Source organism: Mycolicibacterium monacense (genome assembly GCF_010731575.1).
GTDB classification, from domain to species: Bacteria; Actinomycetota; Actinomycetes; order Mycobacteriales; family Mycobacteriaceae; genus Mycobacterium; species Mycobacterium monacense.
Genome location: NZ_AP022617.1, coordinates 599159 through 621717 on the forward strand (window position 1 = coordinate 599159; position 22559 = coordinate 621717).

At 69.0% G+C, this 22559-nt stretch carries 20 protein-coding genes; 11 read left to right on the forward strand and 9 right to left on the reverse strand.

Features of this window, described 5'->3' with window-relative positions; genetic code table 11:
• The 4 genes from G6N49_RS02940 to G6N49_RS02955 form a co-directional block, all read right to left on the reverse strand.
• Nucleotides 1–1146: an Mrp/NBP35 family ATP-binding protein gene (locus G6N49_RS02940; RefSeq protein WP_011561369.1), complete on the reverse strand. Its 1146-nt coding sequence runs from the start codon at nt 1144–1146 to the stop codon at nt 1–3.
• Nucleotides 1147–1204: 58 nt separating this feature from the next.
• Nucleotides 1205–2536: a lytic transglycosylase domain-containing protein gene (locus G6N49_RS02945; protein ID WP_011561368.1), complete on the reverse strand. Its 1332-nt coding sequence runs from the start codon at nt 2534–2536 to the stop codon at nt 1205–1207.
• A gap of 127 nt (nt 2537–2663) precedes the next feature.
• Entirely contained in the window at nt 2664–3179 is a 516-nt protein-coding gene (locus tag G6N49_RS02950) for a DUF1003 domain-containing protein (RefSeq protein ID WP_011561367.1), read from the reverse strand.
• Nucleotides 3176–4471, reverse strand: a complete 1296-nt coding sequence (locus G6N49_RS02955) for a magnesium transporter MgtE N-terminal domain-containing protein (protein WP_011768342.1) — start codon at nt 4469–4471, stop codon at nt 3176–3178. The genes G6N49_RS02950 and G6N49_RS02955 overlap by 4 nt, the downstream gene beginning before the upstream one ends.
• Before the next feature lie 25 nt (nt 4472–4496).
• On the opposite strand from G6N49_RS02955, the gene G6N49_RS02960 reads away from it, so the two are divergent.
• Entirely contained in the window at nt 4497–5480 is a 984-nt protein-coding gene (locus G6N49_RS02960) for an HpcH/HpaI aldolase/citrate lyase family protein (RefSeq protein ID WP_011768341.1), read from the forward strand.
• Between the two features lie 3 nt (nt 5481–5483).
• Here the strand turns inward: G6N49_RS02960 and G6N49_RS02965 are convergent, their stop codons facing one another.
• Complete coding sequence (locus G6N49_RS02965; protein WP_011561364.1) at nt 5484–6041, reverse strand: DUF4190 domain-containing protein; 558 nt, start codon at nt 6039–6041, stop codon at nt 5484–5486.
• Nucleotides 6042–6145: 104 nt separating this feature from the next.
• Between G6N49_RS02965 and G6N49_RS02970 the strand changes: the two genes are divergently transcribed.
• The 6 genes from G6N49_RS02970 to G6N49_RS02995 all read left to right on the forward strand — a co-directional run bounded on the left by G6N49_RS02970 (nt 6146) and on the right by G6N49_RS02995 (nt 11797).
• Nucleotides 6146–6673 (forward strand): YflT domain-containing protein, encoded by a 528-nt coding sequence (locus tag G6N49_RS02970; protein ID WP_011561363.1) that lies wholly within the window; start codon nt 6146–6148, stop codon nt 6671–6673.
• Between the two features lie 154 nt (nt 6674–6827).
• Nucleotides 6828–8225 (forward strand): ABC transporter substrate-binding protein, encoded by a 1398-nt coding sequence (locus tag G6N49_RS02975; protein ID WP_011561362.1) that lies wholly within the window; start codon nt 6828–6830, stop codon nt 8223–8225.
• Entirely contained in the window at nt 8222–9148 is a 927-nt protein-coding gene (locus G6N49_RS02980; RefSeq protein ID WP_011561361.1) for a carbohydrate ABC transporter permease, read from the forward strand. Before G6N49_RS02975 ends, G6N49_RS02980 begins: the two co-directional genes overlap by 4 nt.
• A 12-nt stretch (nt 9149–9160) precedes the next feature.
• Complete coding sequence (locus tag G6N49_RS02985) at nt 9161–9985, forward strand: carbohydrate ABC transporter permease (RefSeq protein ID WP_179967821.1); 825 nt, start codon at nt 9161–9163, stop codon at nt 9983–9985.
• 4 nt (nt 9986–9989) lie between these two features.
• Nucleotides 9990–11207 carry an ABC transporter ATP-binding protein gene (locus G6N49_RS02990; RefSeq protein WP_011561359.1) on the forward strand — a complete coding sequence of 406 codons (1218 nt, stop codon included), beginning with the start codon at nt 9990–9992 and terminating at the stop codon, nt 11205–11207.
• Nucleotides 11204–11797, forward strand: coding sequence for a suppressor of fused domain protein (locus tag G6N49_RS02995; RefSeq protein WP_011561358.1), 594 nt, complete (start codon nt 11204–11206; stop codon nt 11795–11797). The genes G6N49_RS02990 and G6N49_RS02995 overlap by 4 nt, the downstream gene beginning before the upstream one ends.
• On the opposite strand, the gene corA is transcribed toward G6N49_RS02995, so the two are convergent.
• Complete coding sequence (gene corA / locus G6N49_RS03000; RefSeq protein ID WP_085975494.1) at nt 11794–12825, reverse strand: magnesium/cobalt transporter CorA; 1032 nt, start codon at nt 12823–12825, stop codon at nt 11794–11796. The genes G6N49_RS02995 and corA overlap by 4 nt on opposite strands.
• A 90-nt stretch (nt 12826–12915) precedes the next feature.
• Between corA and G6N49_RS03005 the strand changes: the two genes are divergently transcribed.
• Together G6N49_RS03005 and G6N49_RS03010 are read left to right on the forward strand one after the other, a co-directional pair.
• Nucleotides 12916–14091, forward strand: coding sequence for an NAD(P)-dependent malic enzyme (locus tag G6N49_RS03005; protein ID WP_011561356.1), 1176 nt, complete (start codon nt 12916–12918; stop codon nt 14089–14091).
• A 14-nt stretch (nt 14092–14105) separates the two neighbouring features.
• Nucleotides 14106–14936: a glycine betaine ABC transporter substrate-binding protein gene (locus G6N49_RS03010; RefSeq protein WP_011561355.1), complete on the forward strand. Its 831-nt coding sequence runs from the start codon at nt 14106–14108 to the stop codon at nt 14934–14936.
• A gap of 7 nt (nt 14937–14943) precedes the next feature.
• On the opposite strand, the gene G6N49_RS03015 is transcribed toward G6N49_RS03010, so the two are convergent.
• On the reverse strand, nt 14944–15774 hold the full coding sequence (locus tag G6N49_RS03015) for an SDR family NAD(P)-dependent oxidoreductase (RefSeq protein ID WP_011561354.1): 831 nt from the start codon (nt 15772–15774) through the stop codon (nt 14944–14946).
• Between the two features lie 102 nt (nt 15775–15876).
• On the opposite strand from G6N49_RS03015, the gene G6N49_RS03020 reads away from it, so the two are divergent.
• Nucleotides 15877–16245 (forward strand): DUF732 domain-containing protein, encoded by a 369-nt coding sequence (locus G6N49_RS03020; protein WP_011561353.1) that lies wholly within the window; start codon nt 15877–15879, stop codon nt 16243–16245.
• A gap of 24 nt (nt 16246–16269) precedes the next feature.
• Here G6N49_RS03020 and G6N49_RS03025 read toward each other — a convergent pair whose 3' ends face one another.
• Entirely contained in the window at nt 16270–20079 is a 3810-nt protein-coding gene (locus tag G6N49_RS03025; RefSeq protein WP_011561352.1) for a multifunctional oxoglutarate decarboxylase/oxoglutarate dehydrogenase thiamine pyrophosphate-binding subunit/dihydrolipoyllysine-residue succinyltransferase subunit, read from the reverse strand.
• Between the two features lie 179 nt (nt 20080–20258).
• Nucleotides 20259–21017 carry a hypothetical protein gene (locus G6N49_RS03030; RefSeq protein ID WP_011561351.1) on the reverse strand — a complete coding sequence of 253 codons (759 nt, stop codon included), beginning with the start codon at nt 21015–21017 and terminating at the stop codon, nt 20259–20261.
• 149 nt (nt 21018–21166) lie between these two features.
• On the opposite strand from G6N49_RS03030, the gene G6N49_RS03035 reads away from it, so the two are divergent.
• Nucleotides 21167–22486 carry a multidrug effflux MFS transporter gene (locus G6N49_RS03035; RefSeq protein ID WP_083044708.1) on the forward strand — a complete coding sequence of 440 codons (1320 nt, stop codon included), beginning with the start codon at nt 21167–21169 and terminating at the stop codon, nt 22484–22486.
• Nucleotides 22487–22559 lie beyond the last annotated feature (73 nt).

The following is a 22559-nucleotide window of genomic DNA, read 5'->3' on the forward strand; positions in this document are numbered from 1 at the left end:
TCAGCGGCCCGCGGGATCCAGGCCGAGCGACATTCCGGCCAGCCCTCGTTTGCGGGCCGACAGCGCGTCGGCGATGCCACGCAGTTCCTTGCCTGCCGGTGAGTCGGGCGCCGACAGCACCAGCGGCACCCCCGAGTCGCCCGCGGCGACCAGCGCCGGATCCAGCGGCACCTGACCGAGCAGCGGGACGTCGGCGCCGACCGCGCGGGTCAGCCGCTCGGCGACCTGGCGGCCGCCGCCCTCGCCGAAGAGCTGCATCGTCGAACCGTCGGGCATCAGCAGCCCGGACATGTTCTCGACGACGCCGACGATGCGCTGGCGGGTCTGCAGGGCGATCGCCCCGGCCCGCTCGGCCACTTCGGCGGCCGCCAGCTGCGGTGTGGTGACCACGAGGATCTCCGCACCCGGGATCAGCTGGGCCACGGAGATCGCCACGTCACCGGTGCCGGGGGGCAGGTCGAGCAGCAGCACGTCGAGATCGCCCCAGAACACGTCGGCGAGGAACTGCTGCAACGCCCGGTGCAGCATCGGACCGCGCCACACCACCGGGGTGTTGCCCTGGGTGAACATCGCGATCGAGATCACCTTCACCTCGTGCGCGATGGGCGGCAGGATCATCGAGTCGACCTGGGTGGGCCGGTCGGTGGTGCCCATCATGCGGGGCACGGAGTGGCCGTAGATGTCCGCGTCGAGCACCCCGACGGACAGCCCGCGGGCCGCCATCGCCGCGGCGAGGTTGACCGTGACGCTTGACTTGCCGACCCCGCCCTTACCCGACGCGACGGCGTAGACGCGGGTCAGCGAACCGGGCTGGGCGAACGGGATCACCGGCTCACGCGAGTCGCCGCGCAGCTGTTTGCGCAGTTCGGCGCGCTGCTCGTCGTTCATCACGTCGAGACTGACCCGGACGGCGCCGGTGCCGGGCACATCGGCGACCGCCCGCTGGACCTGTTCGGTGATCTCGCTGCGCTTCGGGCACGCCGCGGTGGTCAGGTACACCTCGACGTGGACCGAACCATCACCGGGGTCCACGGTGACGTTCTTGACCATGCCGAGCTCGGTGATCGGTCGGCGCAGTTCGGGGTCGATCACCTTGGCCAGTGCGGCACGGATCGCCGTCTGGCGCTCATCGGGATTCTGGGACATCACCTGCGAGTCTAGGCCGACCCGACAGCCGGTTCCCAAACGCGGCCGGTGCCGCCGCTCAGGCCAGCGGACCCGGCGCGGGACCGGTCGGTGCCGGACCCGGCAGGGGAGCTGCCGGCGCGGCGGGAGCGGGCGGCGGGACGGGACCCGGCGCGGGTGCGGCGGGCGGTCCGGGAAGGGCGGGCCCTGGGGCCGGTGCCGCAGGCGGTACCGGGCCGGGAGCGGGCGCGGCGGCCGGCGCCGGAGCGTCTTCCAGACAGAACACCACGCAACTGGGCTGCGGTGCCGGGGGCGGAGCCATCCACGGCGGCACCCACGGCGCGGGCGCGGTGGGCGCCGGGGCGGTGGACGCCGGCGCCTCCGGGGCCGGGCCGGGCAGGGGGCCGAGCCGCTGTCCGGGTGCGAAACCGGGCACGTTGGTGCCGGGCATCCGGCTGGCGTCGTTGCGGCTGAGCAGCGGCACCAGGGCCAGCGGGTCGTCGGCGGGCAGGCCCGTCGCGTTGACCGGGGCGCCGGGGCCGAGGCCCTTGTTGGCCTCCAGGTGGGAATCGCCCATCGCGGGAACGGGTCCGTTGATCGGGGGCAGGTCCACCGGGACGACCCCGGTCGCGTAGCCGCCCGCCCAGCTGAGCACGTTGCGCGCGTAGGCGACCGAGTTGTTGTACCGCAGGATCGCCGACATCACCTGCGACGGATCGCGCAGGTTCAGCCCGCCGCTGCACAGATAACGCGCGGCGGCCAGCGTCGAGTCGTAGAGGTTCTGCACGTCGGCCCTGCCGTCGCCGTCACCGTCGGAGGCGTAGCGCGCCCACGTACCGGGCAGGAACTGCATCGGCCCCATCGCCCTGGCGTAGGTCACCCGGTTGGCGCTGCGGCTGAGTTCGATGACCTCGTTGCCGGCCAGGGTGCCGTCGAGGGCGGGTCCGTAGATCGGGGTGACCGCGGTACCGCGGGAATCCGTCGCACCGCCGGAGGCGTGTCCGGACTCGATGCGGCCGATACCGGCCAGCAGGTTCCAGCTCACCCCGCAGTTGGGGACGGCGGCGGCCATCATCCGCTCGGCGTTGCGGTAGGCGCTCAGCGCCATCGCGGGGATCTTCAGGCTGCCGGGGGAGTTGACCACCACGGCCGGGGGCGGCGAGGACACGGTGGACGCGGCGATGCGGAAGGCGCTCGGCGACTTCTTGACCGCCACGACCGACGGACCCGCGGAGTTGCGCGGCGACGTCTCGACGGCCGCCAGCGGCGTGACCGCGGCGTTGCTGACCGAATGCTGCAACGCCGGTGACGTCGCGCCGACAGCCCCGGCCAGCACGAGCGGCGCGAGGATGAAGACCCCGGCGGCAGGCTTGCGTAGTGCCTTTCCCGCGCGGCGCCGGGCCGCGGCCACCGCGGCTGCTCCCCCTATGTGCACTCCAACCGTCCTAAGCGTCTGCGCTGGCCCGACCCAGGTGTGTGAACCAAGTCACCATACATACCTCGTGTCACGTCCGTTGCAGCAATGCGACAAACCCGTGTCATCCGGATCGCTTGGACCGCCGGTCGTCGACGTCGTTCGCTGCCAGCAGCGTCGCCACCATCTCGCGCAGCTCCTCGAGCTCACGGCGCAGGTAGTCGCGGGTGGCGACCTCGCCGACGGCCAACCGCAACGCGGCCAGCTCGCGGGCGAGGTACTCGGTGTCGGCCTTGGTCTGGGCGGCGCGCCTGCGGTCCTCGTCCAGCGACACCCGGTCGCGGTTCTCCTGGCGGTTCTGCGCCAGCAGGATCAGCGGTGCCGCGTACGCCGCCTGGGTGGAGAACGCGAGGTTGAGCAGGATGAACGGGTACGGATCCCACTGCAGCGAGATCGCGAACATGTTGAGTGCGATCCAGACGATCACGATGATCGTCTGGACCGCCAGATAGCGACCGGTGCCGAGGAAACGGGCGACCCGCTCACCGACCTGGCCGACCGCCTCCCGGTCGACGTTGAACGAGATGCGACGCGGGCTGCGCGGCGTGTCCAGCCGCCCGCGCGCCGACAGGTCGCTCATGAGTTCCCTTCGGTGCCGGTCAGTTCGGGTTCGGTGACCCGCTCGCGCCAGTCGTCGGGCAGCAGGTGGTCGAGGACGTCGTCGACGGACACCGCGCCCAGCAGGTGGTTCTCCTCGTCGACGACCGGACCGCAGACGAGATTGTAGGCCGCGAAGTACCGCGTCACCGCGCCGAGGGAATCCTGCGGACTCAGGCTCGGCAGGTCGGTGTCGAGGATCCCGCTCACCAGCGTGGCGGGCGGTTCGCGCAGCAACCGCTGCAGATGCACGCACCCGAGATAGTGGCCCGTCGGCGTCGCGGTGGGCGGGCGCGCCACGAACGCCAGTGACGCCAGCGCCGGGGTCAGATCGGGGTCGCGTACCCGGGCCAGCGCCTCGGCCACCGTGACGTCCGGGGCCAGCACCACCGGTTCGGAGGTCATCAGACCGCCCGCGGTGTCGGGGGAGTGGCTCAGCAGGCGGCGCACGTCCTCGGAGTCCTCGGGATCCATGCGGCGCAGCAGGGTCTCGGCGTCGGCGGGGGTCATCGACCCGAGCAGGTCGGCGGCGTCGTCGGGATCCATCGCCTCGAGGACGTCGGCGGCCCGGTCGGTCTTCATCTGGCGCAGCACGTCGGCCTGATCGTCCATCGGCAGTTCCTGCAGCACGTCGGCGAGGCGTTCGTCGTCGAGGGCGTTGACCACCTCGTAGCGGCGTTTGGCGGGCAGTTCCCGGATGGCCTCGGCGACCTCGACCGGCCGCTGACCCTCGAACTGCTCGAGCAGTGAGGCCACGCCTTGATCGGGCATCGCCAGACCTGACGGTGTGAGGCCCTGCACGTGCGCCCACTCGACGACGTGGATGTTGGACCGCCGGCCCAGGCGCCGTTGTGTGCGCACCGCGACGCGGGTCACCAGCCAGTCGCGGGTGCGGCTCTGCTCGATGCCGAGATCGACCACCACCACGTCGATTCCGGCGAGCTGCGACAGGTCCGGGTCGTCGACGCGCACCCGGGTCTCGAGGACCTGACCGACCACCAGCACCTCGCCCGGGCGCTGGACGAACTTGCGCAGCGACACGTTGGCCGTGGTGAGGGTGACCGCGCTGGGCTCGATCGCGGTGACCCGCAGGATCGGGACGAAAATCCTTCGGCGGGTGAGCAATTCGACGACCAGGCCGAGGACACGCGGCTGTTGGCGGACGATGCTGATGCTGATCACGACATCGCGCACACGGCCGATCGACTCACCGTCGGGACCCAGCACGACCATTCCCGCCAGTCGTGCCGCGTAGACCCTGTTCACCGCCGCCATGACTCAAAGGGTAGAGAGTAGAGCCGTGAACCACGCGCTTCGACCCCGCGAACTCGACGATTCCGCCCGGCCGCGCCGGACCTGTCTGTCGGTGCCCGGCAGCAGTGCCAAGATGATCGCCAAGGCCAAGGGGTTGCCTGCCGACGAGGTGTTCCTCGATCTGGAGGACGCCGTCGCGCCGGAGGCCAAGGCCGAGGCCCGCACCCGGGTCGCGTTGGCGTTGGCCGAATCCGGTTGGGGCGGACAGTTACGCGGTGTTCGTGTCAACGACTGGACCACGCCGTGGACCTACGCCGACGTCATCGAGGTGGTGTCGACCGCCGGTGCGCACCTGGACCTCATCGTGTTGCCGAAGGTCACCGACGTCAGCCACATCCACGCGCTGGACCTGTTGCTCACCCAGCTGGAGACGACGCACGGACTGCCCGTCGGGCGCATCGCCGTCGAGGCGCAGATCGAGAACGCCGTCGGCCTGACCAACGTCGACGCGATCGCCGCGGGCCCGCGGGTGCAGGCACTGGTGCTCGGCCCCGCCGATCTGATGGCCAGCCTCAACATGCGCACGCTGGTCGTCGGCGAACAACCCGAGGGATACGACGTCGGCGACGCCTACCACCACATCTTCATGCGCATCCTGATCGCCGCCCGCACACACGGGATCCACGCCATCGACGGACCGTTCCTCAAGGTGCGCGACGTCGAGGCGTTCCGCCGGGTGGCGGGGCGTTCGGCGGCGCTCGGCTTCGACGGCAAGTGGGTGCTGCATCCCGATCAGATCACTGCTGGCAACGAGATCTTCAGCCCGCGCCAACAGGACTACGACCATGCCGAATTGATCCTCGAGGCCTACGAATGGCACACCTCGCGGGCCGGCGGCGCCCGCGGCGCGGTGATGCTGGGCGACGAGATGATCGACGAGGCCAGCCGCAAGATGGCACGGGTGGTCGCAGGCAAGGGCCGGGCCGCCGGGATGACGCGGCAGGGCGAACCGTTCCGGCCGCCCGCCTGAACGTCAGGCGCCCATGAGGACGACGGCCATGACGAGACCGGCCAGCAGCGAGACCGCGCCGACGGCGATCCCGGCGATGGCCAGACCCTGACCCTCTTCCTGGTTCTGCTTGATCTGGTTGAGCGACACCAGGCCCAGCGCGATGCCGGCCACGGAGCCGAGGCAGCACACGAAGCCGATCAGCGACGCCACCAGCGACCAGATCGCCAGCGCATTGGTCTTCGGGCCCGCACCGTATCCACCTGCGTAGGGCGGATATCCGGGCGGCGGCGGCGGGGGATACCCGGCGGGGGCGTCGTACGGGGAGCCGTACGAGCCGTAGGGCTGGTACCCGGGCGGCGGCGGCGGGTACTGGGGCTGCTGGTATTGCGGCTGCTGGTAGTCCGGCTGCTGATACTGGGGTGGCTGATAGCCGGGCTGCTCGAAACCGGGTGGCGGCGGCGGATAGCTCGGCTGTTCGCCGTAAGCCGGTGTCTCGTAACCGCCGGCGGGCGGTTCGGAGCCGCTCGCACCGGGTTCGGCCGCTGACGAGGGCTCGGGGTCGCGCTCCGGGTTCGTCATGATCTCAACCTAGCGCACCGAGTGGGCACGAATGGGGCGCCCGAGACGTTGATCTAGTCGGAACCTGCTGCCGAAACCGGCGTCCTAGAGGAGAATGACCAGCGATGACGAGTCCTTTCCAATCCGGGCCGACACCGGGCGCGCCGCCCAACTCACCCGCGGGTGCGCGTGGGGTGCCCGCCGCGCTGCCCACGCCTCCCAAGGGGTGGCCGATCGGGTCCTACTCGACGTATGCCGAGGCGCAGCGCGCGGTCGACCACCTGTCCGATCAGCAGTTCCCCGTGCAGCAGGTGACCATCGTCGGCGTGGATCTGATGCAGGTGGAACGGGTGACGGGCCGGTTGTCGTGGCCGAAGGTGCTCGGCGGCGGTGTGCTGACCGGCGCGTGGCTGGGTCTGTTCATCGGCCTGATCCTGGGCTTCTTCAGCCCGAACCCGTGGAGCGCACTGCTCACGGGCCTGATCGCGGGTGTCTTCTTCGGCCTCATCACCTCGGCGATCCCGTACGCGATGGCCCGCGGGACAAGGGATTTCAGCTCGACCATGCAGTTGGTGGCCGGCCGCTACGACGTGTTGTGCGACCCGAAGAACGCCGAACAAGGCCGGGATCTGCTGGCGCGCTTGACGATCTGAGATGACACGGCGAGGTCACGATCGGGGGTGAATCCACCGCCGGACCAGTCGAAGTGTTGCACATCACGCGCGTCTCCCTCTACGGTTTGCCCGCGGGAAGTTCCCCGCCCGGGCCGCTCGACGCGGCCAGAGGGGAACAGACGGGAGGCTGGTGGTGCGCGCTCGGCGGCTCTGTGCTGCAGCAGTCACCGCGCTGACGACCGCGTCGATGGTTTCGGCGTGTGGATCCGGCGGCGGTGGGCTGGTCATCAACTACTACACCCCGGCGAACGAGGCGGCGACGTTCACCGCCGTCGCCAACCGCTGTAACGAAGAACTGGGTGGCCGGTTCCGGATCGAACAGCGCAACCTGCCGAAGGGCGCCGACGACCAGCGCCTACAGCTGGCGCGCCGGCTCACCGGCAACGACACCTCACTGGACGTGATGGCGCTCGACGTGGTGTGGACCGCCGAATTCGCCGAAGCAGGCTGGGCGCTGCCGCTCTCGGACGATCCGGCCGGACTTGCCGAGGCCGATGCCACCGCCAACACGCTGCCCGGACCCCTTGAGACCGCGAAATGGCAGGACAAGCTCTACGCGGCGCCGATCACCACCAACACCCAGTTGTTGTGGTACCGGGCCGATCTCATCCCGCAACCGCCTACGACGTGGGACGGGATGGTCGCTGAGGCCACCCGGTTGCATGCCGCGGGTGGTCCGAGTTGGATCGCGGTGCAGGGCAAGCAGTACGAGGGCCTGATGGTCTGGTTCAACACGCTACTGGAGAGCGCCGGCGGGCAGGTGCTCTCCGACGACGGTGAGCGTGTCACCTTGACCGACACCCCGGAGCACCGGGCCGCCACGGTCAAGGCGCTGCAGATCATCAAGTCTGTGGCGACCGCCCCGGGGGCGGATCCGTCGATCACCCAGACCGACGAGACGACCGCACGCCTCGCGCTCGAGCAGGGCAAGGCCGCGCTCGAGGTCAACTGGCCCTACGTGCTGCCGTCGCTGCTGGAGAACGCCGTCAAGGGTGGCGTGCCGTTCCTGCCGCTGAATCAGGACCCGTCGCTGACCGGGGCGATCAACGACGTGGGCTCTTTCTCACCGAGCGACGAGCAGTTCCGGACCGCCTTCGACGCGAGCCGGCCCGTGTTCGGCTTCGCGCCGTATCCCGGGGTGCAACCCGGCGACCCGGCGCGGGTCACGCTGGGCGGTCTGAACCTGGCCGTGGCCAGGACGACCCAGCACCGCGCCGAGGCCTTCGAGGCGATCCGGTGCCTGCGCAACGTCGAGAACCAGCGGTACACCTCGGTCGAGGGTGGACTGCCCGCGGTGCGGGCGTCGCTGTACGACGATCCGGCGTTCCAGGCGAAATACCCGCAGTACGAGATCATCCGCGATCAGTTGACGAACGCCGCGGTCCGGCCGGCCTCACCGGTGTACCAGGCGATGTCGACGCGGATCACGGTGACGCTGGCACCGATATCGGACATCGATCCGGAACGGACCGCCGATGAACTCACCGAGCAGGTCCAGAAGGCCATCGACGGCAAGGGGTTGATCCCGTGACGGCCACCGCAGCGCCCGCCCCGCCGACCGAGGTGCGCGGCGGCAGCGACGACTCCCGTTCGGACCGCCGGCTGGCCTTCATGCTGATCGCCCCGGCGGTCGTGCTCATGCTCGCGGTGACCGCCTATCCGATCGGGTACGCGGTGTGGCTCAGCCTGCAGCGCTACAACCTCGCCGAACCCAGTGACACCGAATTCGTCGGGTTGTCGAACTATGTCACGGTCCTGAGCGACCAATACTGGTGGACCGCGTTCGCCGTCACCTTGGCGATCACCGTCGTCTCGGTCGCGATCGAGTTCGTGCTCGGGATGGCCCTGGCCTTGGTGATGCACCGGACCATCTTCGGCAAGGGGGTGGTGCGCACGGCGATCCTGGTCCCGTACGGCATCGTCACCGTCGCGGCCTCCTACAGCTGGTACTACGCGTGGACGCCCGGCACCGGATACCTGGCCAACCTGCTGCCGGAGGGCAGCGCGCCGCTGACGGAGCAGCTGCCGTCGCTGGCCATCGTGGTGCTCGCCGAGGTGTGGAAGACGACGCCGTTCATGGCGCTGCTGTTGCTGTCGGGGCTCGCGCTGGTGCCGCAGGATCTGCTCAACGCCGCCCAGATGGACGGTGCGGGGCCGTGGAAGCGGCTGGTGAAGGTCATCCTGCCGCTGATCAAACCGGCCATCCTGGTGGCGCTGCTGTTCCGCACGCTGGACGCGTTCCGGATCTTCGACAACATCTACATCCTCACCGGCGGCGCCAACAACACCGGGTCGGTGTCGATCCTGGGCTACGACAACTTGTTCAAGGCGTTCAACCTCGGGCTCGGCTCGGCGCTCAGCGTCTTGATATTCCTGTGCGTGGCGATCATCGCGTTCATCTACATCAAGCTGTTCGGAGCGTCTGCGCCCGGCTCGGACGAGGAGAGGCGTTAGATGAACGAGCGGGTGACCGCCGGTCGCGCGAGCGGATGGGCCGTCGTGAACATCCTCGTGGTGATCTACGCGCTGCTGCCGGTGCTGTGGATCCTGAGCCTGTCGCTCAAGCCGACGTCGAGCGTCAAGGACGGCAAGCTGATCCCGACCGAGATCACCTTCGACAACTACAAGGGCATCTTCCAGGGCAACGCGTTCACGTCCGCGCTGATCAACTCCATCGGCATCGGTCTGATCACCACGGTGATCGCGGTGGTGGTCGGCGGGATGGCCGCATACGCGGTGGCGCGGTTGACGTTCCCCGGTAAGCGCCTGTTGGTCGGCGTTGCGCTGCTGATCGCAATGTTCCCCCAGATTTCGCTGGTGACACCGCTTTTCAACATCGAGCGCTCGATCGGCCTGTTCGACACGTGGCCCGGCCTGATCATCCCGTACATCACCTTCGCGTTGCCGTTGGCGATCTACACGCTCTCGGCGTTCTTCCGCGAGATCCCCTGGGATCTGGAGAAGGCGGCGAAGATGGACGGTGCGACGCCGGCGCAGGCGTTCCGGAAAGTCATTGCGCCGCTGGCGGCGCCCGGCATCGTCACCGCCGCGATCCTGGTGTTCATCTTCGCGTGGAACGATCTGCTGCTCGCGCTGTCGCTGACCGCGACGCAGCGGGCGATCACAGCGCCGGTGGCGATCGCGAACTTCACGGGCAGTTCGCAATTCGAGGAACCGACCGGGTCGATCGCGGCGGGCGCGATGGTCATCACGATCCCGATCATTGTCTTTGTTCTCATCTTCCAGCGACGGATCGTCGCCGGGCTGACGTCCGGTGCGGTGAAGGGGTAGCGCGATGGCCGAAATCGTCTTGGACAAGGTGACCAAGAGTTATCCGAACGGCGCGACGGCGGTGAAGGAACTGTCGATCACGATCGCCGACGGCGAGTTCATCATCCTGGTCGGACCGTCCGGTTGCGGGAAGTCGACGACGCTCAACATGATCGCCGGACTCGAGGACATCACCTCCGGTGAACTGCGCATCGGCGGGCAGCGCGTCAATGACAAGGCGCCCAAGGACCGCGACATCGCGATGGTGTTCCAGTCCTATGCGCTGTACCCGCACATGAGCGTGCGGCAGAACATCGGCTTCCCGCTCACGCTGGCGAAGGTCAACAAGGACGAGATCAACCGGAAGGTCGAGGAGACCGCGAAGATCCTCGACCTCACCGAACTGCTCGACCGCAAACCCGGTCAACTCTCCGGTGGGCAGCGCCAGCGCGTGGCGATGGGACGCGCGATCGTGCGCAACCCCAAGGCATTCCTGATGGACGAGCCGTTGAGCAACCTCGACGCGAAGCTGCGTGTGCAGATGCGCTCGGAGATCTCCCGGCTCCAGAACCGGCTGGGCACCACCACCGTCTACGTCACCCACGACCAGACCGAGGCGATGACGCTCGGCGACCGCGTCGTGGTCATGCTCGCCGGGGTCGCGCAGCAGATCGGCTCGCCCGAAGAGCTCTACAACCGGCCGGCGAACCTGTTCGTCGCCGGGTTCATCGGCTCGCCCGCGATGAATTTCTTCCCGGCGTCGCTGACCGACGTGGGGGTGCGCCTGCCGTTCGGCGAGGTCACGCTGACCCAGGAGGCGTACGACCTGATCAACCGGCGGGGTAAGCCCAAGAACATCATCGTCGGTGTCCGGCCCGAACACCTCGAGGACGCCTCGGTGCTCGACGGCTACGCCCGGATCCGCGCGCTGAACTTCGAGGTCACCGCCGACATGGTGGAGTCGCTGGGCGCGGAGAAGTACGTGCACTTCCGCACCGAGGGCGCGGGCGCCCGGTCCGCCCAGCTCGAGCAGCTCACCGTCGAATCCGGTCAGGGTGAGAACGAGTTCGTCGCGAGGGTCTCCACCGAATCCCCGGTCCGGCAGGGCGACACGATCGAGCTGGCGCTCGACACCTCGAAACTGGTGATCTTCGACGGTGATTCGGGGGAGAACCTGACCATCCCCGACGAGCGCTCCGAGGAGCCGCCGGCGATCGTGGAACCGGCCAAGCCCGCCGAGTGACCGATGTCCTGACCGCGGTGCGCGCCCACCTGGGCGAGCACTTCCGGCGGGCCGGGATCACCGCCGAACCCGCCGCCGCCAGCGTCACGTTCCTGGGCACCGAGCGGATCGAGGTACTGCGGTACGGGCCCGGCGATGACGGGGTCGCACACTATGTGTCCCTGGGCTGTTCGCGGCATCCGATGTTCGACCCGACCGAGCTGGTGACCGACGCGATCCACGGGCCGCGTGCCGAAGTCGTTGTCGCACTTCGCGGTCCGACCCCCACGGGGCTGGCCCGCTCGGTCGCCGTGTTGGCCGCCGCCCCCGCGGTCGAAGGCCTGGTGCTGGAGGCCGGTGCGTTGATCGACCTGGAGACGCCGCTGTGGGAGCAGTCACCGTTCACCGCATTCCTGTTGGGTGACAGCGAGATCGACGACGTCCCGCTACCCGGTCCGCTGCCCGCGGTGACGGTCTTCTCCGCCACCCCCATCACGCCGACCGAGGCGGCGTGGGTGCGCCTCAAGGGCGCCGACGCGATGCGCGAGGCGTGGACGGCCGACGGTGTCGACGTGCTGGATCCCCACCGAAGGGCCGCCAGCCCCTCCTAGAGCCAGTGGTTGCGGCGCAGGGTGCGGTAGAGCAGCGAACAGATGGTCAACATCACCAGCAGGACCGCGGGATAGCCCCACGGCGAATGCAATTCGGGCATGTGGTCGAAGTTCATCCCGTAGATGCCAGCCAGTGCGGTCGGCACCGCGGCGATCGCCACCCATGCCGAGATCTTGCGGATGTCGACGTTCTGCTGCATCGCCACCTTGCCCAGCGCGGCCTGCACCAGCGAACTGAGCAGGTCGTCGTAGCTGCTGATGCGGTCGGAGGCGCGGATGTTGTGGTCGAGGACGTCGGACATGTACCGGCGGATCTCGATGGAGATGAGGTCGTCGTAGTCGCTGATCCGCTGCAGCGCCGGCGTCAGGGGTGAGACCGAACGGCGCAGTTCCACCACCTCGCGCTTGAGCAGGTAGATGTTCTCGATGTTCGTGCGCGACCGCGGGGAGAAGATGTCCTCCTCGATCGCGTCGATGTCGGTCTCCACCATCTCGGTGACCTCGAGGTAGCTGTCCACCACCTGGTCGGCGATCGCGTGCATGACCGCGTACGGGCCGAGGGCGAGGGCCGCGGGGGAGGCTTCGAGGCGTCTGCGCACGCCGGTCAGCCCGCTGTGGTCACCGTGGCGGACCGTGACGACGAAGTCGGATCCGACGAACACCATGATCTCGCCGGTCTCGACGATCTCGCGCGCCTTGGCCATCGACTCGTGTTCGACGTACTTCACCGTCTTGAGCACCAGGAACAGGGTGTCGTCGTAGCGTTCGACCTTGGGCCGCTGATGGGCGTGCACCGCGTCTTCGACCGCGAGTTCGTGCAGGCCGAACACCTCGGCGACGGTCTGCATCTGGTGATCGTCGGGTTCGTGCAACCCGATCCACACGAACGCCGCGCGCCCCTCGTTGCCCAACTCGCGGGCCTGCTGCAGCGCCGACGCGTGGGTGAACCTGCCGGCCACGCGCTCCCCGTCGCAGTACACGGCGCAGTCCACGACCGCCCGGGCCACCGGGACGTGGAAGGACGGCATCCGGAAATGGTACGCGTCCGGCCCGGCCACCGGACCTCACCGAGGGGTGAGCCCGGTCGGTGAGAACGCGGGGTCCGATAGTGTTCACTCGTGGCTGAAACTGTTGTTGGTTCCTCACAGGTCGTCATCAGTGACGACGAGATCTTCGCCGCTCACGAGGGCGGCAAGCTCGCGGTGCAACTGAACGAACCGCTGGACACGCAGCGCGCCCTGTCGATCGCCTACACCCCGGGTGTCGCCCAGGTCAGCCGCGCCATCGCCAAAGACCCGGCCCTGGCCGCGAGGTACACGTGGGCCAACCGGCTCGTCGCGGTGGTCAGCGACGGCAGTGCGGTGCTCGGCCTCGGCGATATCGGCGCGGCCGCGTCGCTGCCGGTGATGGAGGGTAAGAGCGCGCTGTTCAAGACATTCGGCGGCCTCGACTCGATCCCGATCGTGCTCGACACCAAGGACCCCGACGAGATCGTCGAGACGCTGGTGCGGCTGCGCCCGACGTTCGGGGCGGTCAACCTCGAGGACATCTCGGCGCCGCGCTGCTTCGAGATCGAACGCCGCGTCATCGAGGCCCTCGACTGCCCGGTCATGCACGACGATCAGCACGGCACCGCGATCGTCGTACTCGCCGCGCTGATGGGTGCGGCCCGGGTCCTCGGCCGGGACGCGGCCACGCTGCGGGTGGTGATCTCCGGTGCGGGCGCGGCGGGCGTCGCGTGTGCCAACATCCTGCTGGCCGCCGGCATCAGCGACGTCACCGTGCTCGACAGCAAGGGCATCGTCCACAGCGGCCGTGACGACCTCAACTCCTTCAAGGCCGAACTCGCCGAACGCACCAACCCGGCCGGCCGCACCGGCGGTGTGGCCGAGGCCCTCGACGGCGCCGACATGTTCCTCGGACTCTCGGCCGGTGTCGTCGCGGAGGAGTTGATCGCGACGATGGCGCCGGGCGGCATCGTGTTCGCGCTGTCCAACCCCGATCCGGAGATCCACCCGGACCTCGCGCGTAAGTACGCCGCCGTCGTGGCGACCGGGCGCAGCGACTTCCCGAACCAGATCAACAACGTGCTGGCGTTCCCCGGCGTGTTCCGCGGTGCGCTCGACGCCGGGGCGCGCCGGATCACCGAGCGGATGAAGGTGGCCGCGGCCGAGGCGATCTTCTCGGTGGTCGGCGACGACCTGGCCGTCGACCACATCGTGCCGAGCGCGCTCGATCCGCGGGTGGCCCCTGCGGTCGCCGCCGCGGTCGGTGCGGCCTCGCAGGTCGGCTGAGCCGCCGAGTCGCTGTGCGCCGCCTGCTGATCGCGTTGTGCGCAGTGGCGCTGACCGCGTGCGGTGCTCCGCAGGCCGGACCGTCCCTGACGATCGGCTCCGCGCAGGACGACGCGTCGTTGGTCACCGCACATCTGTATGCCGCGGCGCTGCGCCACTACGGCACCGGCACCCGGGTGGAGCCGACCGCCGATCCGCTGGCCGCGCTCGACGCCGGTGAGGTCGCCGTGGTGCCGGGCCTCACCGGTCGGCTGCTGGACCGTTTCCAGCCCGAGGCGACCGCGCGCGCCGACGAGCAGGTGTACCGGGACATGGTCTCGGCGCTGCCGGAGGGCATCGCCGCCGGCGACTACACCACGGCCGCCGAGGACAAGCCGGCCCTGGCCGTCACCGAGTCCACCGTCGCCGAACTCGGTGGTCAGGACCTCCTGGCCGTGGTGCGCAACTGCGGTGAGGTCCGCCCGGGCCGGGTCCGCGGGGCGCGCACGCCAGCGACGATCGGCACCTGCCGGCTGCCCGCCCCCCGCGACTTCCCGGACGCCGCGGCGCTGGTCGCCGCCGTCAAGACCGGACAGGTCGACGCCGCATGGACGACGACCGCGTCGCCGGGTATCCCGCCGGACCTGGTGGTGCTCGCCGACAGCACCTCGCTGGTGCGCGCCGAGAACGTCGTACCGCTGTACCGGCGCAACACCCTCGGCGAATCGCAGGTGCTCGCGCTCAACGAGGTCGCCGGCGTGCTCGACACGGCGGCGCTGGCCGACATGCGCGCCCGGGTCCGTGCCGGGGACGATCCCGCGGTGGTCGCCGGCGAGTGGCTGGCGGAGCACCCGCTGCGGGACTGACCGGGCCTCAGTGGGGGCGGGGCAGCAGCTTCGACGTCACCGAGGTGAACAACCGCTGATAGTGCGGCCCGACGACCCGGATGACCGCGTCGAGCACCTTGGCGTCGGTGCCAATCAGCACCCGCGCCTTGTTCTTGCGGACGCCGTCGAGGATGACCTGCGCGGCCCGCTCGGGGGTGGTGTTCGCGAGCTTCTTGTCGAACAGCTTGGCCAGTTCCTCGGGATCGAGGCCCTCCGCGGCGGTGGCGTTGCGGGCGATCGCGGTCTTGATGCCGCCGGGGTGCACGGTGGTCACCTTGACCGGGTGGCCCGCCGCGGTCATCTCCTGGTTGAGTGCCTCGGTGAAACCGCGCACCGCGAACTTGGCCGCGTTGTAGGCACCCTGGCCGGGCACCGCGAACAGGCCGAACACGCTGGAGACGTTGACGACGTGCCCGTCGCCGGAGGCGATCAGGTGCGGCAGGAACGCCTTGGTGCCGTTCACGACGCCCCAGAAGTCGACGTCCATCACCCGTTCGATGTCCTTGAACTGGCTGATCTCGATGTCGCCGGTGAACGCGATGCCGGCGTTGTTGTAGATCTGGTTGACCTTGCCGAAGTGTTCCTTGACCTCGTCGGCGTAGAGCAGGAACGCCTCACGCTCGGTGACGTCGAGGCGGTCGCACTTCACGGGTGCGCCGATCGCCTTGATGCGCTCCTCGGTGACGGCCAGGCCCTCGAGGTTGACGTCGCTGATCGCGACGCTGGCCCCGGAACGGGCCAACTCGATCGCCAGCGCCTGCCCGATTCCCGATCCGGCGCCCGTCACCACGGCGACTTTTCCGGCGAAGCCCTGCATACGCACTCCTCGTGTCGGTTCGACTCGCGTCGAGGCTAGTCGGTACTCGCGGTACCGGTGCAGCGGGGTAACGGTCCGTGACCGTGCCGCGATGGTCCTGTCATGAAGCGCTTTCACCGCGCGGCCGTCGCGTCGCTCGCCGCATCCGGTCTGATCGGGTCCGCCATGTCGCTGGGCACGGGGTCGGCGGGTGCCGACACGGCCACCGACATGTTCCTGTCCGCACTGGCCGGTTCGGGCGTCACCGGGGTCGACACGGCCACCGCGGTGCGCGTCGGCCAGTCGGTGTGCCCGATGCTGGCCGAGCCGGGGCAGAACGTCGCGAACGTGGCCGCCGACGTCTCCGACATGATCGGCCGCCCGCTGGGGCCGGCCACGATGTTCACCGGCCTGGCGATCCAGGTGTTCTGCCCGGGCGCGGTCGCGGCGCTCGCCTACGGCAAGTCGCCGCTTCCGCTCCCCGGCCTGTAGTCCGCCGGCACCCGCTGCGCTGTCCTACGGGGCGAAGGCCTCGTCGAGGATCTCCTGCTGTTCGACGGCGTGCACCTTCGACGAACCCGACGACGGCGCCGACATCGCGCGTCGCGAGATCCGCTTGATGCCGGTGAAGTGGTCCGGCAGCATCTCGGGCAACGTCAGCCCGAACGTGGGCCATGCACCCTGGTTGGCCGGCTCCTCCTGCACCCAGAACTTCTCCTCGACGTTCGGGTACTTGTCCAGCGTCTCGGCCAGCCGCCGTTTGGGCAGCGGTGCGAGCTGTTCGATGCGCACGATCGCCACGTCGTCGCGGCTCTCCTTGTTCTTGCGCGCCACCAGCTCGTAGTAGATCTTGCCGCTGGTGAGCAGGATCCGCGTGACCTTGTTGCGGTCGCCGTCGCCGTCGGTGTAGGTCGGCTCCTCGAGCACCGAGCGGAACTTCTGCTCGGTGAAGTCGCGGATGTCGGACACCGCGGCCTTGTTGCGCAGCATCGACTTCGGCGTGAAGACGATCAGCGGCCGCTGGATCCCGTCGAGGCTGTGCCTGCGCAGCAGGTGGAAATAGTTCGCCGGGGTCGACGGCAGCGCGATCGTCATCGACCCTTCGGCCCACAGCTGCAGGAACCGTTCGATGCGGCCCGAGGTGTGGTCGGGGCCCTGACCCTCGTGGCCGTGCGGCAGCAGCAGCACGACGTCGGAGAGCTGACCCCACTTGGCCTCACCCGAACTGATGAACTCGTCGATGATCGACTGGGCGCCGTTGATGAAGTCGCCGAACTGCGCCTCCCACAACACCATTGCGTCCGGGTTGCCGACGGAGTACCCGTATTCGAAGCCCACCGCGGCGAACTCCGACAGCGGCGAGTCGTACACCAGGAACTTGCCGCCGGTCGGGTTGCCGTCGGAGTCGGTCGCCAGCAGCTGCAGCGGCGTGAACTCCTTGCCGGTCTTGCGGTCGATCACCACCGAGTGCCGCTGGGTGAACGTGCCGCGGCGGGTGTCCTGACCGCTGAGCCGGACCAGTTTGCCCTCGGAGATCATGGTGCCCAGGGCCAGCAGTTCGGCGAACGCCCAGTCGACCTTGCCCTCGTAGGCCATCTCGCGACGCTTCTCGAGCACCGGCTTGACGCGGGGGTGCACGGTGAAACCCTCCGGCACCGCCAGGTGGGCGTCGCCGATGCGGGCCAGCAGCGATTTGTCCACTGCGGTGGCGAGTTTGGCCGGGATCTGCTGGTCGGCTTCCACCGATTCGCTGGGCTCGATCTCGTGCTTCTCCAGCTCGCGGACCTCGTTGAAGACCTGCTCCAGCTGACCCTGGTAGTCGCGCAGCGCGTCCTCGGCCTCTTTCATGGAGATGTCGCCGCGGCCGATCAGCGCTTCGGTGTAGCTCTTGCGGACCCCGCGTTTGGTGTCGATGACGTCGTACATCGACGGCTGGGTCATCGACGGGTCGTCACCCTCGTTGTGCCCGCGGCGGCGGTAGCACAGCAGGTCGATGACGACGTCCTTCTTGAACTTCTGCCGGAAGTCGACGGCCAGCCTGGACACCCACACCGCGGCCTCGGGATCGTCGCCGTTGACGTGGAAGATCGGCGCACCGATCATCTTCGCCACGTCGGTGCAGTACTCCGACGACTTCGCGGCCGCCGGTGACGTGGTGAAGCCGATCTGGTTGTTGACGATCAGGTGGATGGTGCCGCCGGTGCGGTAGCCCCGCAGCAGCGCCAGGTTCAGCGTCTCGGCCACCACACCCTGTCCGGCGAATGCGGCGTCGCCGTGCAGCATCAGCGGGACGACGGTGTATCCGTCCTCGGTGTCGCCCTTGTCGAGCAGATCCTGTTTGGCGCGGACCAGGCCCTCCATCACCGGGTCGACGGCCTCGAGGTGGCTGGGGTTGGCCGTCAGCGACACCGTGATGTCGTTGTCGCCGAACATCTGCAGGTAGGTGCCGCTGGAGCCGAGGTGGTACTTCACGTCGCCGGAGCCGTGCGCCTGCGACGGGTTGAGGTTGCCCTCGAACTCGCTGAAGATCTGGCTGTAGGGCTTGCCGACGATGTTGGCCAGCACGTTGAGCCGGCCGCGGTGCGGCATACCGATGACGACCTCGTCGAGCGCATGCTCGGCGCACTGGTCGATCACCGCGTCCATCGCCGGAATGACGGTCTCCGCGCCCTCGAGCGAGAACCGTTTCTGCCCAACATATTTGGTCTGCAGGAAGGTTTCGAAGGCCTCGGCGGCGTTGAGCCGGCTCAGGATGTACTTCTGCTGCGCGACGGTGGGCTTCTCGTGTTTGCCCTCGATGCGCTCCTGCAGCCACTGCTGCTGTTCGGGTTCGAGGATGTGGGTGTACTCGACGCCGATGTGGCGGCAGTAGGCGTCGCGCAGCACGGCGAGCACGTCGCGCAGCTTCTTGCGCTCAGCACCGGCGAATCCGTTGACCTTGAACTCGCGGTCCAGATCCCACAGCGTCAGCCCGTGGGTGAGCACGTCGAGGTCGGGGTGGCTGCGGAAGCGGTTGCTGTCCAACCGGAGCGGGTCGATGTCGGCCATCAGGTGGCCGCGGTTGCGGTAGGCCGCGATCAGTTCGATGACGCGGGCGTTCTTGTCTTCGATCGAATCGGGGTTGTCGGTGCGCCAGCGCACCGGCTCGTACGGGATGCCGAGTTCGCGGAAGATCTCGTCGAAGAAGTCGTCGGACAGCAGCAGCTGGTGCACCGTCCGCAGGAAGTCACCGGATTCCGCGCCCTGGATGATGCGGTGGTCATAGGTCGACGTCAGCGTGATGAGTTTGCCGATGCCGAGGTCGGCGATGCGTTCCTCGCTGGCCCCCTGGAACTCCGCCGGGTACTCCATCGCGCCGACGCCGATGATCGCGCCCTGACCGCGCATCAGCCGCGGCACCGAGTGCACGGTGCCGATGGTGCCCGGGTTGGTCAGCGAGATCGTCACACCGGAGAAGTCCTCGGCGGTGAGCTTGCCGTCGCGCGCGCGCCGCACGATGTCCTCGTACGCGGCGATGAACTGGCCGAACCGCATGGTGTCGGCCTTCTTGATGGCGGCGACCACCAGTTGCCGGTTACCGTCCTTGCCCTGCAGGTCGATCGCCAGGCCCAGGTTCGTGTGCGCCGGGGTGACCGCGTTGGGCTTGCCGTCGACCTCGGCGAAGTGACGGTTCATGTTCGGGAACTTCTTGACCGCCGCCACGATCGCATAGCCGATCAGGTGGGTGAAGCTGATCTTGCCGCCGCGGGTGCGCTTGAGGTGGTTGTTGATGACGACGCGGTTGTCGATCATCAGCTTCGCCGGGATGGCGCGCACGCTGGTCGCGGTCGGCACGTCCAGAGACGCCGACATGTTCTTGGCGACGGCCGCGGCCGCGCCGCGCAGCACCTGGTTCTGATCGCTGTCGTCGGCAGGCTGGGCGGCGGGTTTGGCAGCGCCGTTGGTGCCCGACTTGCCGGATTTCTCGGATTTGGCGTCGGCCGGCTTGGTCGACGACTTCGATTCGGCGGGCTTGGCTTTCGCCTGCGGCTTGGACTCCTGAGGCTTCGAATCCTGCTTGGGGGCCTGCGACTTCGAGTCCGGCGTCTTCGAGTCCGGCGTCTTCGGCGCCGGGGCGGGCGCCGGCTCCGGCGGGGCCTTGGGCGCCGCGGTGCGCGTCTGCTGACCGTTCTCGCTCGCGCTGGAGTCGGTGGTCGGTTCCGGGTTGTAGTCGACGAGGAACTCGTGCCAACTGGGGTCTACCGACGAGGGATCCTCGCGGAACTTGCGATACATCTCCTCGACCAACCATTCGTTCTGGCCGAATGGTGAAGGTGAACTGCTCACGGCAGCTACTCGCCTCGATTCCGTCGTCTCAGGCGAGCATGGCAAGGATGCTCGCCGCTCATGTTCTGTTCTGCGGGTTACCCGCTTTGGCGCCGCCTAAAGGCTAGCGCTCCGGCCAACACCGGACCACGGCAATGCCGCCATGGGGGAGTTCTGGTCGTAGTGGTCATGGACAGTGGTCACGGATTCGGCTGTGCCGAGGGCAACACGTGCAGTGTCGACGGCCAGCGCGACGGTGGCGGACCGAAAGCCGACCGGGCGTTCTCGACGATCTTCTTGCCCATCATCCGATTGCCGACTCCGCCGACGACGGCGCCGACACCGACCGGCAGCACCTTGCCGAACGCCAGCGCAGAGCGTTTGAGCGTGTAGCGCTTGACGAAGTACCGCACCAGGCGCGAGTTGAGTTGCGACACCGCCGGCAACGGCAGCGTCGCCGCGCCCTCGCTGATCCACGCGCCACTGGTGCGGCCGCGGCCGAGGAGATCGGCCACCGCCTGCCTGCTGTCCTCCCCGACCAGCACCGAGAGCACCAGCGCACGGCGCCGCTCCCGTTCGGCGGCCGGGATGCCGTGCACCTCGGCGACGGCGAGCACGAACAGCGACGTCGCCTCCAGGAACACCACGGTCTCGCCGGCCACCGCGGACATCGCCGCGATCGTGCCGACCCCTGGGAACGCCGCCGTGGAGCCGACCGCGGCTCCGCTGGTCATCACCGCGGCCATGTAGTGCTTCTCCAGCTTGGTGATGATCTCGGCCGGGGAGGCGGTGCGGTCGCCGGCGCGGACGCGGTCCACGTACGCCTTCACCGCGGGCCCCTGCACGCGGGAACTGCGTTCGATGATCCGCGACAGCACCTTGGCTGCCGCACCGGGCTTCTCGTCGTCGGCCGCGCCGACGAGTGCGAGTTGCTTCTTGCGGTCCGATCGAGCGCTCATTGCGAGGCCTCCCTCTGCCGTGCCGCCTGACTTCCCAGGCTAACGCGATGTCAACGAACGGCCACCGCCGCGGGGTGCCGAGCAGTGACCGCGGTCACTGTTGGGGGGCTGATGGAAGAAAATATCGACGCGACTCGCTGACCTAGTCCATGGCAACATCCCCGCACGTGGACGAGAACCCTGCCCTCAGCGCGCCGGTGCCCGTCGCGCCGAGCCGGGCGCGGATGATCGTGGTGCTCGGCGCTCTCGTCGCGCTCGGTCCGCTCACCATCGACATGTATCTGCCCGCGTTGCCGAGCATCGCCGACGAACTGAGCGTGTCCTCGTCGGTCGCGCAGCTCACGCTCACCGGAACCCTGGCGGGCCTGGCGCTCGGCCAGCTGCTCGTGGGTCCGCTGTCGGATTCCCTCGGGCGGCGACGCCCGCTGATGGCCGGGATCGTGCTGCACATGCTGGCGTCGGTGCTGTGCATGCTGGCACCCGACATCACCGTGTTGGGTGTGGCGCGCGGATTGCAGGGGATGGGCGCTGCCGCCGCGACCGTGGTGGCGATCGCCGTCGTCGGGGACCTGTTCTCCGGGACCGCCGCGGCGACGGTGATGTCGCGGCTGATGCTCGTCCTGGGCGTCGCGCCGGTGCTGGCGCCGTCGCTGGGCGCGGCGGTGCTGCTGCACGCGTCGTGGCAGTGGGTGTTCGCCGCGCTGGTCGTCCTCGCCGGCGGGTTGCTCCTGGTGGCGGCCCTGGTGCTGCCGGAGACCCTGCCGGTGGCGCACCGCCGTCCGCTGAAGGTGCGCGGCATCGCCGACACCTACGCCTCGCTGCTGCGCGACCCGCGGTTCGTGGTGCTGGTGCTGGTGGCGGCACTGGGCATGTCCGGACTGTTCGCCTACATCGCCGGCGCGGCGTTCGTGCTGCAGGGTGACTACGGGCTGGACCAGCAGACCTTCGCGCTGGTGTTCGGCGCCGGGGCGGTCGCCCTGATCGGCACCACGCAGTTCAACGTGGTGCTGCTGCGCCGGTTCGCACCGCAGCAGATCATGGTGTGGGCGCTGGCCGTGGCGTCGCTGGCCGGTGTCGTCTTCGTCGGTCTGACGGTCGCCCACATCGGTGGTCTGACCGGGTTCCTGGTGTCGGTGTGGACCATCCTCGCCGCGATGGGCCTGGTGCTGCCGAATGCGCCGGCCGTCGCGCTGTCGCGGCACAACGAGGCCGCCGGCACGGCGGCGGCCCTGCTCGGCGCCGGGCAGTTCGGGCTCGGTGCGGCGGTGGCGCCGTTGGTCGGCGTGCTCGGCAACGACGAGTTCGCGCTCGCCCTGGTCATGACGGTCGGTACGGTCGTGGCGCTGGTCGCGCTGATGGCGGTGGGGCTGCGCGGCAACCGCGAGGACTCCGACAACCCCGACGAGGTCACCGACGACGCCGTCGAGGTCGCCGACGGGGCCCTGGCGAGCGCCGCCGAACCCGCCTGAGAACCCGACCACTTGTGGACTTGTTTCCTCGGGTGCCGGGTACGTAGCGTCGGCTGGCTGGATCCTTCGATAG

What these genes read in the sequence shown, in the direction of transcription:
- G6N49_RS03030 (WP_011561351.1), bottom strand. Translation starts at nt 21,017, where the DNA reads ATGAGCGCTCGATCGGACCGCAAGAAGCAACTCGCACTCGTCGGCGCG.
- G6N49_RS03035 (WP_083044708.1), top strand. Translation starts at nt 21,167, where the DNA reads ATGGCAACATCCCCGCACGTGGACGAGAACCCTGCCCTCAGCGCGCCG.
- G6N49_RS03020 (WP_011561353.1), top strand. Translation starts at nt 15,877, where the DNA reads ATGAAGCGCTTTCACCGCGCGGCCGTCGCGTCGCTCGCCGCATCCGGT.
- corA (WP_085975494.1), bottom strand. Translation starts at nt 12,825, where the DNA reads ATGCCGTCCTTCCACGTCCCGGTGGCCCGGGCGGTCGTGGACTGCGCC.
- G6N49_RS02950 (WP_011561367.1), bottom strand. Translation starts at nt 3,179, where the DNA reads ATGAGCGACCTGTCGGCGCGCGGGCGGCTGGACACGCCGCGCAGCCCG.
- G6N49_RS02955 (WP_011768342.1), bottom strand. Translation starts at nt 4,471, where the DNA reads ATGGCGGCGGTGAACAGGGTCTACGCGGCACGACTGGCGGGAATGGTC.
- G6N49_RS02965 (WP_011561364.1), bottom strand. Translation starts at nt 6,041, where the DNA reads ATGACGAACCCGGAGCGCGACCCCGAGCCCTCGTCAGCGGCCGAACCC.
- G6N49_RS02970 (WP_011561363.1), top strand. Translation starts at nt 6,146, where the DNA reads ATGACGAGTCCTTTCCAATCCGGGCCGACACCGGGCGCGCCGCCCAAC.
- G6N49_RS02990 (WP_011561359.1), top strand. Translation starts at nt 9,990, where the DNA reads ATGGCCGAAATCGTCTTGGACAAGGTGACCAAGAGTTATCCGAACGGC.
- G6N49_RS02940 (WP_011561369.1), bottom strand. Translation starts at nt 1,146, where the DNA reads ATGTCCCAGAATCCCGATGAGCGCCAGACGGCGATCCGTGCCGCACTG.
- G6N49_RS03015 (WP_011561354.1), bottom strand. Translation starts at nt 15,774, where the DNA reads ATGCAGGGCTTCGCCGGAAAAGTCGCCGTGGTGACGGGCGCCGGATCG.